The organism is Methylomonas sp. BW4-1 (assembly GCF_052474385.1).
In genome coordinates this window covers 1,604,436-1,620,352 of sequence record NZ_CP184125.1, presented here as the reverse complement: position 1 = coordinate 1,620,352, position 15,917 = coordinate 1,604,436, and the positions used below count along the sequence as shown (strand labels likewise).

15 protein-coding genes are annotated in these 15,917 nt (G+C 52.8%); 5 read left to right on the top strand and 10 right to left on the bottom strand.

Annotated elements, in window-relative coordinates:
* Positions 1-16: 16 nt before the first annotated feature.
* The 5 genes from ACH5Y9_RS07435 to ACH5Y9_RS07415 all read left to right on the top strand — a co-directional run bounded on the left by ACH5Y9_RS07435 (position 17) and on the right by ACH5Y9_RS07415 (position 2,583).
* A complete protein-coding gene (locus ACH5Y9_RS07435; RefSeq protein WP_415878240.1) occupies positions 17-328 on the top strand; it encodes a flagellar transcriptional regulator FlhD in 312 nt (103 codons plus the stop codon).
* The gene (locus ACH5Y9_RS07430; RefSeq protein WP_415878241.1) at positions 325-873 is read left to right on the top strand and encodes a FlhC family transcriptional regulator; all 549 of its coding nucleotides are present in this window, start codon (positions 325-327) and stop codon (positions 871-873) included. Before ACH5Y9_RS07435 ends, ACH5Y9_RS07430 begins: the two co-directional genes overlap by 4 nt.
* A gap of 148 nt (positions 874-1,021) precedes the next feature.
* The gene (locus ACH5Y9_RS07425) at positions 1,022-1,366 is read left to right on the top strand and encodes a UPF0175 family protein (protein ID WP_415878242.1); all 345 of its coding nucleotides are present in this window, start codon (positions 1,022-1,024) and stop codon (positions 1,364-1,366) included.
* A gap of 6 nt (positions 1,367-1,372) precedes the next feature.
* Positions 1,373-1,861: a DUF3368 domain-containing protein gene (locus ACH5Y9_RS07420; protein WP_445369127.1), complete on the top strand. Its 489-nt coding sequence runs from the start codon at positions 1,373-1,375 to the stop codon at positions 1,859-1,861.
* A 197-nt stretch (positions 1,862-2,058) separates the two neighbouring features.
* Positions 2,059-2,583, top strand: a complete 525-nt coding sequence (locus ACH5Y9_RS07415) for a hypothetical protein (protein ID WP_445369126.1) — start codon at positions 2,059-2,061, stop codon at positions 2,581-2,583.
* Positions 2,584-2,589: 6 nt separating this feature from the next.
* On the opposite strand, the gene ACH5Y9_RS07410 is transcribed toward ACH5Y9_RS07415, so the two are convergent.
* The 10 genes from ACH5Y9_RS07410 to ACH5Y9_RS07365 all read right to left on the bottom strand — a co-directional run bounded on the left by ACH5Y9_RS07410 (position 2,590) and on the right by ACH5Y9_RS07365 (position 15,818).
* On the bottom strand, positions 2,590-5,787 hold the full coding sequence (locus ACH5Y9_RS07410; RefSeq protein WP_445369125.1) for a conjugal transfer protein TraG N-terminal domain-containing protein: 3,198 nt from the start codon (positions 5,785-5,787) through the stop codon (positions 2,590-2,592).
* A 63-nt stretch (positions 5,788-5,850) separates the two neighbouring features.
* Positions 5,851-6,063, bottom strand: coding sequence for a hypothetical protein (locus ACH5Y9_RS07405; protein ID WP_445369124.1), 213 nt, complete (start codon positions 6,061-6,063; stop codon positions 5,851-5,853).
* Positions 6,064-6,159: 96 nt separating this feature from the next.
* A complete protein-coding gene (locus ACH5Y9_RS07400) occupies positions 6,160-7,200 on the bottom strand; it encodes an IS481 family transposase (RefSeq protein WP_445366359.1) in 1,041 nt (346 codons plus the stop codon).
* A 197-nt stretch (positions 7,201-7,397) separates the two neighbouring features.
* The gene (locus tag ACH5Y9_RS07395; protein WP_445369123.1) at positions 7,398-7,805 is read right to left on the bottom strand and encodes an ExbD/TolR family protein; all 408 of its coding nucleotides are present in this window, start codon (positions 7,803-7,805) and stop codon (positions 7,398-7,400) included.
* A gap of 2 nt (positions 7,806-7,807) precedes the next feature.
* Positions 7,808-8,503, bottom strand: coding sequence for a MotA/TolQ/ExbB proton channel family protein (locus tag ACH5Y9_RS07390; protein WP_445369122.1), 696 nt, complete (start codon positions 8,501-8,503; stop codon positions 7,808-7,810).
* Between the two features lie 186 nt (positions 8,504-8,689).
* A complete protein-coding gene (locus tag ACH5Y9_RS07385; RefSeq protein WP_445369121.1) occupies positions 8,690-9,526 on the bottom strand; it encodes an energy transducer TonB in 837 nt (278 codons plus the stop codon).
* Positions 9,523-9,840, bottom strand: a complete 318-nt coding sequence (locus ACH5Y9_RS07380; protein ID WP_445369120.1) for a hypothetical protein — start codon at positions 9,838-9,840, stop codon at positions 9,523-9,525. Before ACH5Y9_RS07380 ends, ACH5Y9_RS07385 begins: the two co-directional genes overlap by 4 nt.
* A gap of 15 nt (positions 9,841-9,855) precedes the next feature.
* Positions 9,856-13,077 (bottom strand): efflux RND transporter permease subunit, encoded by a 3,222-nt coding sequence (locus ACH5Y9_RS07375; protein ID WP_445369119.1) that lies wholly within the window; start codon positions 13,075-13,077, stop codon positions 9,856-9,858.
* Positions 13,070-14,233, bottom strand: coding sequence for an efflux RND transporter periplasmic adaptor subunit (locus tag ACH5Y9_RS07370; RefSeq protein ID WP_445369118.1), 1,164 nt, complete (start codon positions 14,231-14,233; stop codon positions 13,070-13,072). Before ACH5Y9_RS07370 ends, ACH5Y9_RS07375 begins: the two co-directional genes overlap by 8 nt.
* A 205-nt stretch (positions 14,234-14,438) precedes the next feature.
* Positions 14,439-15,818 carry an efflux transporter outer membrane subunit gene (locus ACH5Y9_RS07365; RefSeq protein WP_445369117.1) on the bottom strand — a complete coding sequence of 460 codons (1,380 nt, stop codon included), beginning with the start codon at positions 15,816-15,818 and terminating at the stop codon, positions 14,439-14,441.
* Between the last annotated feature and the right edge of the window lie 99 nt (positions 15,819-15,917).

Sequence of the window (15,917 nt, the reverse complement as noted above, 5' to 3'; positions counted from 1 at the left end):
CATCAAGGATTGCAGAATGGATGAGAATCTCTACAAACTCAATCTCGACTACCTCATCGTCGCTCAATCCTTAATTTTTTCCGAAAGTGAACAGAAAGCCATGTACTGCCTAGGTTTAACAACCGAAGCGGTGTCGTTGATCAGAAAGATGCCGCTCGAACAGTTGAAGAGCCTGGCTCGAAGTGATTGCCTAACCTTTGTTCCCCGTTTCAACACCCACAAATGGAGCAAATTCCTAGACGTCCAAAAAACCGAAGTGCCGGATGTAATCAACGCACGAGCCATCGAACTCCTGATGCTTTTGTCCGCACCCCCTCCAGGGTCATGAGCAGTCATTGCGCCTTTTCTGCTCGGATCAAAGATCAGTATTGGGCCTATCAATTAATAAAACGAAAGTTGCGTACAAAATTGGCCAGCCGGGTCATCAAAACCTTGCGCCCTAAAGAATTGTGTAATCTTTACTTTTCGCTGCACCGCGAAAGCCCAGTGGCGGGACTGGTCCCTAGCATTACATCAATGCCGCAGTCACGCGAGTCGTTTCTTTACATGGCCCTATTTGCTTCAATCTATCGAAGCGCTTGCTCAGGCGCTATCAGAGCAGAAATCGATCTTAATGCCATGGTGTTTGCCTGGGATACATTTTGCACACTCTATCCAAACCATATTCAAGAACGCCGACCGTTTGGCCGCATACGGCCAGCAAATTTCGATGAAGCCTGGATTATCGTCGAAGCCCTGAGAGACGGACTCGCTGAATTACCTTACTGTACGACCTGCCATACGCCCTATCTGATCATTCATGGTTGCAAATACCAGCAGGTCTGTCAAATGTGCGTGCTAAACCAAACCCCTAAGACCAGAATGATTACCTAAGAATTGATCCTAAAAACAGCGTTGTCGTGGCCGCATTGGGGGCGATTCATTATCCGGGCAGCTCATCATCCAGGGAGATAACTTTATGCACCCATTTCAATTCAGAGGACTATAATCCACCCATCCAATCTTCCTATGTAATCAGGCTATGAAAACTGTCAATGTCAGTGGTCTAAAGAACAATCCCAGCGAAGCCTTGCGCATGGCCCACAAGGATCTGGTTCTGGTCATGAATCGAAACGAACCGGACGCGGTGATGGTCGGCCTCAAAGCCGCCAAAATCATTGGAATGCCGGGCGTGCGTAAAGCCTTGGCAACGGCACTTTTCAAGGACGGTAACCTGTCCCTTGCCCGCTCCGCTAAACTGGCCGATATGCCGTTGGCAAACTTTATTGCGCACGTCTCGCGCCTGGGTATTTCCGTCATCGATCAAACGGCCGACGAAGTTGGGGATGATTTGGACACTCTGGACCAGTGGCTTAACCAAGCCTGATCGCGGATGACCAAAAAAGTAATTGTCGATGCCAGTCCATTGATCGGACTGGCGTTGGTGGAGGGTTTAATCTGGCTGCCCCAGTTATTTGGCCAGGTTTTCGTGCCCGAATCGGTTAAACAAGAAGTGTTACCAGGCAAATCGGCACCGGGTGAACAAGCCCTAGCTCACGCATTCGATTCGGGTTGGCTAACGGTATGGTATGAATCCATCACACCTTGTTTAGACATTGATCTGGACGCTGGTGAAACGGATTGCATCAACATCGCGCTATCGTCACCCGAAAACTATTTGCTGATCATGGACGAACGTGCCGGCCGGGCTGTGGCCAAAGAATATCAACTCCAGGTCGTCGGTACTGCCGCCGTCATCGGACAGGCCAAAAAGCAAGGTTTGATTTCGTCTGCTCGAGCCACTTTTGAAATTTTGCATCGATCGGATTTTCGGATTTCGGCTACCGTGATCAACAAAATTCTGGCAAGTGTCGGCGAATAAACCGTTCGATATGCAGGTCATCTTTCTTTGCCTTGTTGAAATAGTTCTGATTTAAAAAACCGACTTGGAACGTTAGCTCAATCGCGGTAGGATTGCCCAACCGCTTAAGTATGGAGAATGCTATGCCGACACAGTCATCACTCTCAAATCGGTTCAAACGGCCCAGCCGGTCGATTCAAACCCGATCAAATCACTCAATGTTTAATGGCCACCATGCAACTGTCGATTGTCCCGAATGCCATCGAATCATGGTGCCGCGCGTCATTACCTATTACGGGCAACCAACAAAATCGATTTGTCCTTTTTGTGGTGCGACGTTTGCCAAGTTTTCCTCCGGTTTACAACGATTTTTCGAACGTATACACCCAAGAACCCTTTCATTTGATGCATTTAAGAAATTAATAATTTTCGCATCATGCTTTGGCTTGATTTGGTTGATCAGTCAATGGATTGAGTTACCTAAAACGCTCAACCTTATTGGAACAATCGGCTCACTTACCTTGCTAATCATCGCGGCAGCAGAGTTAACTGTTCAGCTGATAGAACATTTAGCTGCAAAACTCTCGCATGAAAGCAATTATTACTGGGCAGGATTGGTTCTGATTCTCTCGGTTTTGTTGAGTCAGAATCCAGATTTAATCGACTATACGCTTTTGTTTTCAGGAGTAATGCTGTTACGCTGGATTGCCGTAAGCGCATTACGAGCTTTCGGTGTAAAATGATCGTAACTAATAATTGATTCGACCCCGTGCTCGATTAAAGTTAGCAATTTGATCGATCAAATCTGATCGGTTTTGCCCCGCCACTTGTCTCAATAATACAGCAATATTCTCTGCGTCAGCCGGCGCTTCTTCATCTAGAATTCCTTGTTTCGCCAAGCCTAGGCTTCCATCATCTCTTCCACCTACGGCAATTCCGGCAAAAGCCTCAAACATCGAGGCTTTATAGTAAGCCTGTTGGCTTGGTGTCAACTTATCAGCCACTTCACTTACCCTCTGATCAGCCCAAACTTGCGCCACAGCCATAAACCCAGGATATGACTGAGCCGCAGCGGATTTAACGGCCTCCCAAGCATTATCATCCTTGGCATAGGCACTACTCATATAATCAATAAATTGACTCACATGTTCATTAGCTACCTTGCCAACGGCTTCAAGGGTTTTAGCAGTGCTGTAAATACTCCCGCCTAAGTAATCGTAAGTCGCCTCAGCAACTGAAGGCGTTTCATTGGCCGCTGCCGCAATCGACTGCCTAAAATGCTCCTCTTTGACATTCGCCAATTGACCGAAGCCATCTCTTGAGTTTTGTTCACGTTCAGCCAGATTTCGATCATGTTGCGCTTCGACACGGGCCTCGCCACCGGCAATGTTTCCCGTCGCTGAACGAATCTGCGACTGTGCACGTTGATTCAGCAATTCGGTTTCGTCGCTTGGATCGTTGAGATGGGCCCGTTCGACGGAGGCTTGAACTTTGCCAGTTTCTGGTGCATAGGCTTTCAGGGATTCGTTTCGGTTGGCATTCCAGGTTTGATCCGCTTGCGGAGCATTGAACGCGTCGCCCAGCAGTTGGTAACCCGAGATGTGCGTCTGATGCGATTGTTGATCATCCAGCGTACGGTAACTGGGTGACGAGAAGCCGGTCAATAACGACATACCAGCGGCCGCGTAGGCTTGGTCGGCATCGCTGATCCAACCCGCCGCTTTCCACTGCGAGGCCAGTCGCTGCGTATCGCCACGCAGGCCGTATTGGTCTAGCGTGCGATCCAGCCGCTCCATCAAACCGGGATCACGGGCGATTTTGAAACCGGTTTCCGCCGCGCCGAAACTGGCTTGTGTGCCAAATCGTTGTTGAGCCGATAACGTTTGTTGATAAGATTCGCTGGCGGATATCGCATCGGTTGCGCTGTGTTGCAACGAGGAAAGCGATTGATTTTGTAAACCCATGGACGCCACATTTCGGGTGCCGGTTTGCGCATCCAGCGCCAGGCTTTTGGCCAACCCGGCTTGATAACCCTGGCTGTCGTTAACGGTTTGACTGATGTCGGCGGCAATGGCGTCGGACTTGTCCTGACTAACTTTGAAGTCGTTTTGCAAGCGGCCAGAGATTGCGCCGCTCAATTGGTCACTACCGAGTTTGCCACCGGCATTGGCACTACCAGCCACCAGTGCAGAAAACTGATCCGCCGATATGCCGGTATCAGCATGCTTCTTGGCAAACGCTTCGCCGAATTGGCGATTGTAAGCGTCGGTATAACTGGAACTGCTGGCAATTTGATTGCCCAAGGAGCGGCTGTCGAAGGCATCACTGGTGATACTGGCCGATTTCGAGGCAGTGGATGACACGCTGTTCATGAAACTGCTGGTCGCCTGTTCCGAAGCGCTGTACGCCGACGATACCGCAACACTCATGTCCTTGCCGGCTGTGAATGTCGGCAGCACCTTGTCGACGCCGGTTTGAGTCACTGCAGACAGGGGACTGTATTGATGTTGCGCTTGAGCATTCAACACCGGCGCAGGGCTGATGACATCGGGCGTGGCAATTTTCTCGTTCACGTAATCGCCGCCGTCCATCCGCCCCAGGAAATGGGTGGCGGTCACGGCACCGCGGTAGATCAGCATCAAGGTAATGGCCGGTGTCGACGCCGCCAACATGCCGCCTATCGACAACCATTGCTGCAACTCCATATCCAACTGGTAAATGCCCATCATCGACGGCAAATTGTAGGTGGCCGTGATCAGTGCCGCCATTTTGCCTGCGGCCGACATCTGGATGAACAGGTTGATCACCGCCAGTATCGGCATCCACAACTGGATCCACAGCAGCATGGAGAAGTAGCCGATATTCATCCGGATGCCGACGTTGCCCAGCATCACCACGAAGGCCATGATCGGTGCGATGGCATAACTCAAGCCTTCGATAAACACCATCATCGGCCGCACGATCTTGGCAAACAGGGTTTGTTCGGCGGCCCATTGGGTATTGCGTTGCTGAATGGCTTGTTCGACCATCGCCGCCTTGCTCCAGTGCAAGCCGTCTTCGTGCCGGCCGATCACGCCTTTCTCGAACATCGGCATGATAGCTGACATCAGCATGTAATCGGCCGCATCGATAACGCCGGGACCGGCCAACGCATCGAAGGCATCCTGGATTTTCGGCACGGTGTCGGCCGCCGCCGGTACGCCCAAGGTCGGTTGCAACAACCCTTCCAGCGCTGTCGCAAAATTGCCATTGGCCACCACGCTCAAATCGGCCCAGGCATCCGTACAGGTTTTGGTTTGTGGTTGCCCTCCGACATAGATTTGGGTCATATAGATGTCGGAATCGAAGCGGATGGCATTCAAGGGATCGGCATCGCGCAAAATGGCATCTACTGATTTCTGGTTCAGATCGACACCTGTTAAGGTGCATTCGCGCACGTAATTAGCAAATGAGGTTTCCATATCGCTGCCAGCATTCGGCACATTGGCCGCGCCTAAATTCACCCGCGACAACAGATTCTTCCGCACCGCCGTCAACGTTTGCAAACTATCGGCAAAACCGTTTCCGGTCATCGACGGCGTGCCAAAGCCTTGTTCGAACAGCCGTGTAGTGCGATAACCCATGTTCGACATCACACTACCCACCACGGCTGGACCCAAGGGTACGTTGTCGACCACCACCACGCTGCCCGTATAGGCATCCTCAATCGACACCCGCACCGACGGCGCATACAACATCAGCCACAACACATAGGCCAGCAATAAATCCTGATACCGAATACCGCGGCCATCCCATTGCAGCAACGCCCGAATCATGATGATGATGACACCGATCAGGCCGCCAACGGCGGCCGCGGTACGGTAATCGCCGGTTCCGGAAATCATCGCGATGGCATTCAGTACGGCTTGCAGATAGGCGGAATCGCCCACGGAGAAGATTTCAAACATGGACGACCTGCCTTTTAAACTACGAGGGAGAAAACCATCATGGGAGGATGAGGGAACGAGATATTAAGGACTTGGCCAAGCCATCCCCGATGCCGGCAACTGCGCCACCGTGCCGTAGTGTCTGGGCTTCACGGTGGTCATCAATTGCTGGTAAAACGCCATCAATGTTTGTGGATTATCATAACGGCCGGCAATGGTGACGTATTCATCCTGGATTTGTTCTCTGGCATCCTTCAAGGCATCCATCAGCAATTTGGCGTAGGCATGGTCATTCATGTGCGCGGCGGTTTGCACGGCATTGAGCAAATCGTTGACGATGTATTAGCTCAGACCTGATCTGACAGTTACCGTTTTTGCGGGGTGTCTGTCAGATTAGATTTGGTTCAGATTTTTTTGAGCCCAAATCTGTTTTCCATCCAGCAAGGTATCCATCGGCGTTCTGCCGTTGCACATTTTGCCCTGATGAGTTCGGTCATTGTTGTAATAAACCAGCCATTCGTCCAGATCTTTTTGGAGTTGATCCAGGTCGCTATAGAGCTTTTTGCGGAACGTGACCTGATAGAACTCCTGCAAGATGGTCTTATGGAAGCGTTCGCAAATCCCATTGGTTTGCGGTGACATGGCCTTGGTTTTGGTATGGTCGATGTCGTTGATCGCCAGGTATAGCTGATAATCATGCTGTTCGACCTTGCCACAATATTCTGTGCCGCGATCCGTCAGAATGCGTAGAACGGGTAATGCGTTGGCTTCGTAGAACGGCAATACTTTGTCATTCAGGATATCCGCTGCGGTAATGGGCGTTTTGGTTGTATACAACTTGCAGTGTGCGACTTTGCTGTAGGTGTCCACGTAAGTCTGCTGGTATATCCGCCCAACCCCTTTGAGGTTGCCGACGTAAAAAGTATCCTGCGAACCCAGGTAACCGGGATGGGCTGTTTCGATTTCGCCGCAGGCTTGATCATCCTGCTGCTTTTTCTCCAACGCCGCAATCTGCGCATCGCTCAGCATTAACCCTTCGGCGGCTACCTTGGCTTCCAGTGCTTTAAGCCTCTTTTTAAAGTTCTCCAGGTCATGCCGTAACCAGATGGAGCGAACGCCGCTGCCGGATACGAATACTCCTTGTTTACGCAGTTCATTACTGGTTCGATGCTGTCCATGCGCTGGCCACTCAACCGCATAGGCTTTCACTGCCAGCTCAATGCTTTCATCGACGCGATTCTTCAGATTCGGAGACCGGCGGTTTTTGTCGATTAAGGCATCGATACCACCTTCAGCTACCAGCTCTTGATAACGATAAAACGTATCGCGCGAGACACCCATCACCTTGCAGGCTCTGGAGACGTTATTCAGTTCTTGGGCTAAATTTAACAGCCCCGCTTTGTGTTTAATGATCGGATTGTTTGTATGGATCATGAGAGTTACCTTTTGTGTTTTGTGTAAGGATTCGACACCCCTATCAAAACCGGTAACTCTCATCTTTTCAAGTCGATGTGTCAGATCAAGTCGTGACTAATACAAATTAGTCCATCACTATTCGACGTCCAGCAGCATTAAAAGCCGGCATGAATAGTCACTCTTATTTAAGTTACTCTGAATAAATACCACTGCTTTTACTCAATTGTCACAAACGACAACTTACTGACTCCCGAACGTTGCGCACTGGCCATCACCTTAGCCACCGACTCAAACACTGCGGCCTTGTCGGCTTGCAGCTGCACGCTGATGTCGGGATCGCGCTCTTGCAGGGCTTTCAGTTCGGCTTCCAGATTCGTGAGGGGGATTGGTTTGTCATCCAACAGCGCTTCACCGCTGGCGGCGACCGCCAGAATGGCGACGTGTTTATCCGGCGTCGGCTCAGTCTGTTCGGTTTTCGGTAGTTTGACTTTAACGACTTGCGTCAGTAACGGCGCGGTGACGATAAACACCACCAGCAACACCAACATCACATCCACTAACGGCGTGACGTTGATTTCACTCATTTCGCCGCCTTCATCTTCGCTGGGAAATTGCATGGCCATGATCAGATCTCCTGAGGTTGTGGTTGTTGGCTTAAGTCGTTTTCGATACAACTGCGCAGAAAGTCGGTAGCGATATGCTCCAGGCTGGCTAGGACTTGGCGGTTTTGGCGCAGGAAGAAGTTGTAGGCAATTACCGCAGGGATAGCAACGGCAATGCCCAATGCAGTGGCGATCAAGGCTTCGCCTATGGGACCGGCGACCACTTCCAGACTGGCCGTGCCTTGCGCACCGATGTCTTTCAGGGCGTGCATGATGCCCCAGACGGTGCCGAACAAACCAATAAATGGAGAAGTACTACCTATGCTGGCTAACCAGCCCAGGCCAGAATCTAGCAAGGCCTTTTCTTTTTGTAATTGCTGACGCAACGCGCGTTCGATGAGTTCGTGCCAGGCCGCGTGTTGGGTTTGGCGGTCATGCGGCAGGCTTTGGGCACGGGCATAGGTTTGCCGACCCACGCTTAACACCCGCCCAGCTTGGACTGCCAAGGGGTTTTCCGGGTGGTTGTCGATCGCATCCAAGGTTTCCAGGGATACAGCACCACTCAAACGTTGCAACAGCTTATGGTTACGGTAACGGTGCCAAGCGATTTCACCGGCCTTAAGCAAAATTACGCTCCAGGTGACCAGTGAAAAGCAGCCCAACATACACAGGGTGCCGTCGACGATGGCGGTTTCGGAAAAGCTAAATAGGTGGTCCATAAGATTCTCGTTATTGTTTTATTTTTTAACATCTTGGCTTGGCCAAACATCCGTGCGGCACCTGAATCATCCTTAATCCAGGTCTATCAACGTCCGTGTTGTCCGACCCAGGTAGGCGGGTCGGGCTGCGTACCTCTTGGGGGAGGAAAAGTATTTCGTTAAGATTTAGGGTGGCGGAATAGCCTCTTAATCCAGCTCAAACACAATCGGTACCGTTGCCCAACTGGCTTCAGCGCTATCGCCGCGCTTGGCCGGTACAAAGCGCCATTGCTTCACTGCGTCCAACGCGGATTCATCCAGCGTATCGTGACCACTGGAACGCTGAATGTTGACTTGCAGGGCTTTGCCATCTGCGCCGACATACACCCGTAACAATACCGTGCCTTGCCAATGCCGTTGTCGTGCGGTCATCGGGTATTCAGGTTTAGGGTTGTTCAAATACGCAGCATTGCTATCCGCCGGCATATAGGTGTCGTTACGCGGTGCTGCCAAGGCGTTGTGGTTCAGTGTTTGTAGCGCAGCCGCAGCAGGCATCGCCGGTGCAACCGGTTCCGGTTCCACGGATTTGCGCTCTTCAACCTGCTTGACCGGACGTTCCGACGGTTTGGGTTTGGGTTTGGGTTTGGGTTTGGGTTTGGGCTTAGGCTTGGGTTTGACCTTGGGCTTATCCAGCTTGGGCGGAGTTATGGGTTTCGGTGGTTGCGGCGGCGCAATCGGTTGATTGACCACCGGCGACGGCGGTGCCGACAACTCCATCGCAATCATCGGCAACGGTGCTGCCGCCGTAAACGGCAATGGCGCAGGCCGCGTGACATACCAAAACCACAAACCGCCGTGCAGTAAGGCGGCGACCAGTACGGCTGACGTCACAGCCAAGGAACGCCGATAGCGGTTGCTGGGTATCGGGCCCGACACCAAAAACTGATGCGGGTCCGGTAAGCCCTGCGCCGTTTGGATAAACGAACGCTGGGTAACCGACAGACCTGCCGTTTGCGTGATCGAATGCCACAGTGCCAACTTCACCGTCTCTCCGTCACATTAAGATTGGGCGTGTCGGTGTCCTGCGTGGCCTTGCGATTGGCGGTCAGGCGCTCAATAGGACTTAAGGCTTTGCCATTCAGACGAATACCTTGAGCCGATCGAGACAGCTGACTTTCTAGTTGCTGCATCTGTTGTTGCAAGGATTCCTGGTTACGCAAGATCAACTGGAGCTGCTCTTGCAGAAATTCAAAATGAATCTGGAAATAACGCACGGACGGAAACACATCGGCGGCTTTGTCAGCCGGTACCACCGTCGGCGGGTCGAGTCTGGATTTCTTGCGGGGTTTACTTAACATGCAACGTCTCCTTCCTTAGTACTTTTTAGGGTATTGGGCATGGCACTCCGCTGGCTGAGCAACCGACGGACTGGAATCAGTGATATTCCTGGCATGTTGCTTGGGATCGCGGCGGGCTATAATCGCGTAACAGACCGGCGTCAAAATCAGACTGGCCGTCATGCCGATCAGCAAACCGGCTGACAGCGACAAGGTCATCGGAATCAGGAACTGTGCTTGCGGGCTGGTTTCCAGCAAGGTGGGTAGGAAGCCGGCAAAGTTTGTCAGAAATGCCAGCAAAATGGCCCGAAATCGCGAACGACACGCATCGATGATCAGGTGTTCAAGCGGTTGGTCGTCCTCGCCATGCTGGCGGATGTAATCCAGCAGCACCAGGCTGTCGTTGACCACCACACCGCTGGCAGCGATCATGCCGACCATGGATTCCATCGACAGCGGCAAGCTAAACGCCCAATGTGCCAACACCGCCCCGCACCACGCCACCGGCGCAGCCAACAAAAAGATCAAGGGTTTTGAATACGATTTAAACGGTACGGCAATGAGCGCATAAATCACCAGCAAGGCAATCAAGGTGTTTTTGGCAAAGGCTGCCAACATGGCCTTCTGTTCCTGACGTTGTTGACCAATTTGGACGGTCAGGCCGGGCAAGGCTTGCTGCAAAGCCGGTATCTGGTTTGTTTCAAGTTGCGCATACAAGGCATTGGCATCGGCCAACGCCGGATTAACGCGGGCTTGAACTTTAAGCACCCGTTGCCGATCCTCCCGCACCAAACGTGAATAACCCGGCGCCAGTTGAATATCCGCTAGTTCACCCAGTGGCGCAGTCGACCCATTCGGCAAGCGGATGGGTTGCTGTTTCAGGGTATCCAGCGATTGCCGTTGATCCAATGGATAACGCACCATGACTTTGACTTCGCTGCGGCCACGCAAAAACCGATGCACTTCATCGCCGTAGTAGCCGTGATGGACTTGTTCGGCCAGTTGTTCCAGGCGCAGCCCCAAGCGTTCGGCATTAGGCTTGAGGCTGAGTTTAATTTCCGGTTTGCCGGGTTCGCTGGAATCGACCACATCGTAAACGCCGGGTAGCACTTGCAATTGTTGTTTGAGGTGTGCAGCGGCAGTGGGCAGCAGCTCAGAATCGGTGGCGCCCAGCAGCAATTCGATGTCATACGGCACATCGCCTTCCTTGTAGATAAAATCCACCTTGCCGCGGCCAATGTCGCCGATGCGCTCGCGCCATTGGCGGATAAAGTCTTCGACTTTGATGCGTTGCCGACCTGCCGGCGAGAACTCCAGCCAAATGCCGGCACCGTGTTCCCAGATGATGGTTTCGACGCCAACGATGACACTGCTTTCATCGGTGTGAGCGGCATTCACTGTGGGACTTGTTGGTAGGTCGTTCTGCTGCAGACCATCCAACTCATCCCGTAAATTGAACAAGGCTTGTTCCACCTTGGTCGCTAAGGCTTTGGCTTCGCTATACGGCGCACTTTGCGGCAACTGCATGGATACCCAAAAACTGTCTTTGGTGACATCGGGATTGATGGATTGCCGTACCGTATCGCTGGCAACCAGTGCCGCACAAAACACGATCAACCCCAAAAACAAAGACGCCGTTAAATAGCGCCAAGCAATGGCGGTTTCGAGGAATGGACGGTAGACCTGCTCGACAAAGCGATCCAGCTGGTTGTTCATACGTTGCCGGATACGGTGCAGGCGATTGGGCTGAACGGTCGATTCCAGATCACTAACCAGATGCGACGGCAAAATTAGCAAGGCTTCGACCAAGGAAAATACCAAGGTCAAAATCATCACCAAGCAAATCGGCTTCATCATTTGCCCACCCCAGCCGGGCAGGAACAAACCGGGCAGAAAGGCGACCAGCACGATCAACACCGAGAGAATGACCGGTAAGGCAACGTCCTGCACACCTTGAATGGTGGCTTGCAGTGGCGAAAGTGTTTTTTTTCCTGGCTCCGGACTTTGGCATTGACGCTGATGGACGCTTTCACCAATGATGATGGCGTCATCCACCAAAATGCCCATCGCCAGCAGAAAGCCGAACAGTGACAGCATGTTCAGCGATACGTCCAGTGCAGGCATCAACCAGAACGCACCCAGCACGGAAGTAAAAATCCCCACGCCCGCCCACAGCGCCACCCGTACCCGCAAGAACAGCGACAACACCAGACACACCAGCAAAAAACCGCTCAAACCGTCTTCCAGCAGGGTGTCGATGCGCTCGTCATAGGCTTGCGAGTCATCCCACCAGGTAATTAGCCGCAAACCGGGTGGTAACTGCTGACGAAGCCGCTCAACGGTTGCTTTGACATTTCTTGCCACGGCCACGCTGTCTTGCGTGGTATGCACTTCCCAACCCTGAGCGATTTCACCGTTGTGATGCCACTCGGACAAGCGTTCTTCCAGGCCATCTTTAATAGTGGCGATTTGGTCGAGTCTGACCCGATTACCGTCCGGTAACGTTTTGATAATTAACGCACCGACCGCATCGGTATCTTTAGCCCGTTGATTGACCCGTAACAGCAACTCGCCATCGGGGTTCTTGACCAATCCGCCGGGTAAATCCACCGAAGCTTTGCGCACCGCTTGCGCGACTTCATCCAATGTCAGTTGGTATTGGCGCAGTTTGTCGGGTGAGATTTCAATCGCCAGCTCGTAAGCCATTTCCCCATAATTGCGAGCTTTGCTGACGCCGGGTATGGCGGCTAGTTGTTGTTGGATGTGTTCACCGAAGCTTTGTAGAGTGAAGGCATCAGTGTTGCCGTGCAAAGCCACCCAGATCACACCGTCATCGTCATTGCGGTTGGCTGGCAGCACCTGAATTTTTTCCAGTTGCTTGGGTAATTTGGGGATGGCTTGCACCTTACTTTGCACACTGGCCATGACTTGTTCGCGCGATACCTCGGGAAATATCTCGACGTCGATCTTGCAGTAATCGCCGCGTATCTCGCTGTGCAAATGCTTGACGCCGGGGATGTCGTGAATCGCTTCTTCAATCGGCACACATACCGATTCTTCAACTTCTGAGGTACCGGCGCCAGGGTATTGGGTGTTGACCACAATCTGATGCGGACTAAAGCGCGGAAACACTTCCTTATCCACATCGGCAATGCCCAGCAAGCCGCCGCTCATGATCAAAAGCATCAGCAAATTGGCTGCAACAGGATTGGCGGCAAACCAAGCCAGTAAATTTCCGGAGCGCAGGCGTTTAGTCATTCAGCACCTTGAGTGTTGTGCCGGCAATGGCGATCGGCAATTCAGAAACAATCACCCGATCACCCGGATTTAAGCCGGCTTGAATCACCACCGCATTTGTTTCGCTGCGGACTATCTCAACAGAGCGAATCTCCAGCTTTTGATCGATATTGACCAGTTTGACGGTCTGCGTCGGACTAATGGCGTTGCGCGGTAAGCGATAAACACCGGCCCGTTCCGCGCCTTCAATCTCGGCATGTACAAACAGGCCTTTTACCAACGGCGGTCGATCGGCGATGGCTTGAAAAGGTTGGTTGACCTGCGCAACTAGGTACCATTGGCCACTGTCTTCGGACACGGCCGCTTCGCTGCGGACAATTTGGCCCAGCCACTGGCGCTGGCTGCCACCCAGTTCGGCAGTCAAGGTCACCTTAGGCCATAGACTGGCATCACTATGCGGCAAGGCGAATGGCAAATTCAAAAACGCCAGTTGGTCACTGCTGATCGGTAAACGTACTTCGGCCGCGTCGGTGGCGTAAATCCGCGCCACTACCGCACCCGATGCTAAAAACTGGCCAACGCCAGCCTGTTTAGTCAGAATGCGACCGGCAAACGGTGCGCGTAGCTCGCAGCGGCTGCGATTGAGTTGGGCTTTCGCTAGATCGGCTTGCGCAGCTAGCAGTTTGGCGTGGGCTTCGGCCAATTGCGGTTTGTGCAAGGCCAGTTCGCTGGCATCGCCTTCGCCCAGGGCCTGCCATTCACTGTGGGCTTGTTCCACTTGTGCCTGTTCGGCGATCAACACCCGCTTAGCTTCGGCAACGCGGGCTTGGGCTGCGGTAATGGCGTAGTCGTAATCGCGAGGATCGATGGTCAGCAGTAACTCACCGGCTTTGAAGAAGCCACCCGCGACCAAGGCCGGATGCATCTGCACCACTTTGCCCGCCACTTCGCTGACCAGATCGATTTCCTCGCGCGGCGTGACGACGCCTTGCGACACCACATTCAGGCGCAGGGTTTGCGGCTCAACGCGCATTACGCTGACTTCGGGAATGGTCGCAACAGTCGCTTGAGATTCAGTCTTGGGACGCAAGGCAAATACCGCCCAACTGGCAACGGCAGTTGTCAGCAACACGGCGAGCGGTAATATCACTTTCAAGGCACGATGGGCTTGCTTCATACCTTATCACCCAGCGTAGGTTGGGGTAGACTGCATGGATGAAGGAGGTAGGGCCATGCCGGGAGCAATTGCCGAGACGATAGGAACCCCAACACCACAACCTTTGCACGACCAACAACTTGTCGGTCGCGTGAATAAACGTGTGCTGGTTGCATAAAAGCCGATACGTAGGGGTTTGTTACCTCGCCCCAATCTACATTTTTATTCATACGCTGCCCCCCAATGCCAGATATAAACTAATCCGGTTGCTTAGCAATTGCCGCTGCACCGCCAGATGCGCACTTTGTGCATTGAGTGTGCTTCGATAGCTATCCAACAAAGTCAAAATTTCGATCAAACCCTGCCGGTAGGAATACACCGCCAGTTTACGACTGGCTTCGGTTTGTGAAACGGCTTCGCGCAGGGCTTGTTCCTGTTCACGTAACCTGCTTTCGGCGGCCAAAGCTTGCTCGACTTCGCGGAAGGCGTTCAGGGCTACGCTTTGGTATTGGTTATAGGCGTCTTCGACATTGGCTTGCTTCAAACGAATATCGGCTTGTAAACGGTCCCCGGTAAACAAGGGCTGCGCCAAGCCAGCTGCCAAGTTCCAAGCGGCGGCGCGCGGATCGACAATGTCTGCAAGAGCAGCACCCACGCTACCACCGGCAGCGGTTAAGGTGATGCGCGGCAAAAGCGCCTTTTCGCTACTAGCCAAGCGCTGATCAGCAGCTTGTAAGCGTTTAAAAGCAGAAATAACATCCGGGCGGCGGTTGAGCAGGTCGGACGGCAAACCTGCCGTCAGCGAGACGGGTGGTTGAGGTAAGTCCCGAGCCAAGGATGAAGCCATTGCCTCCGCGCCGGACACCGAGGTAGATGCTTCAACCGGATAACGCCCCACCAAGGTCTGCAACTGCTTATGCAGCAACTGTACATCATTGTACATCTGCGCCGATTGTGCTTCTGCATTCGCCAAGTCAGTCAACGCCAGCCGCAAATCCAGGCCACGGGTCAGGCCTTTATTGAACCGACCGCGGACCAGTTCGACAATCACGCTGCGGTCTTTGACCGATTGCCCCGCCACTTGAGCCTGCAACCGAGCCTCTAGCCATTGAAAGTACACCTGAGCGATACGCGCCGCTAAAGATAAACGGGCTGCCTGATAATCTTCACCAATTGCCACTGCATCTTCAACCGCCGCCTGCCGCGAGGCTTTGATGCGGTCCCAAACATCCAGCTCCCAGCTTAAGTTGAACAAGGCCAGAAACTGACCGGACTCGCTGTTCAAAGCATCTTTGCCACGTTGGTAGTCGGGTGCGACATTCAGTTGCGGCAAACGTCCTGCGCCGGCAATCACGGCTTGTTCCTTGGCGGCATCGACCCGCACGGCGGCGGCTTGCAAATCAAAGTTATGGCTTAAACCATCCTCTATCAAAGAGCTTAACGTAGGGTCGTTGAAGGTGGTCAGCCAATGGGTGACTGATTGATCACGGGGGTCATCTACCGGACTTTGCCATTGTGCTGGCAAAGCAATGTCCAAACTAGTCGGGTCGCGCTTTGGCATGGAATTGCAAGCAGGCAGCACAAAAAACGCCAACAGGGAAAACATCGCTAAGCATGATGCCTGATTTTTTTTTGCGGTGCACTGTGCCCAGTCGCTGATTGACAGCGAAGACTGAGGGCGCGATTTTGGTGTGGGTAATTGTGG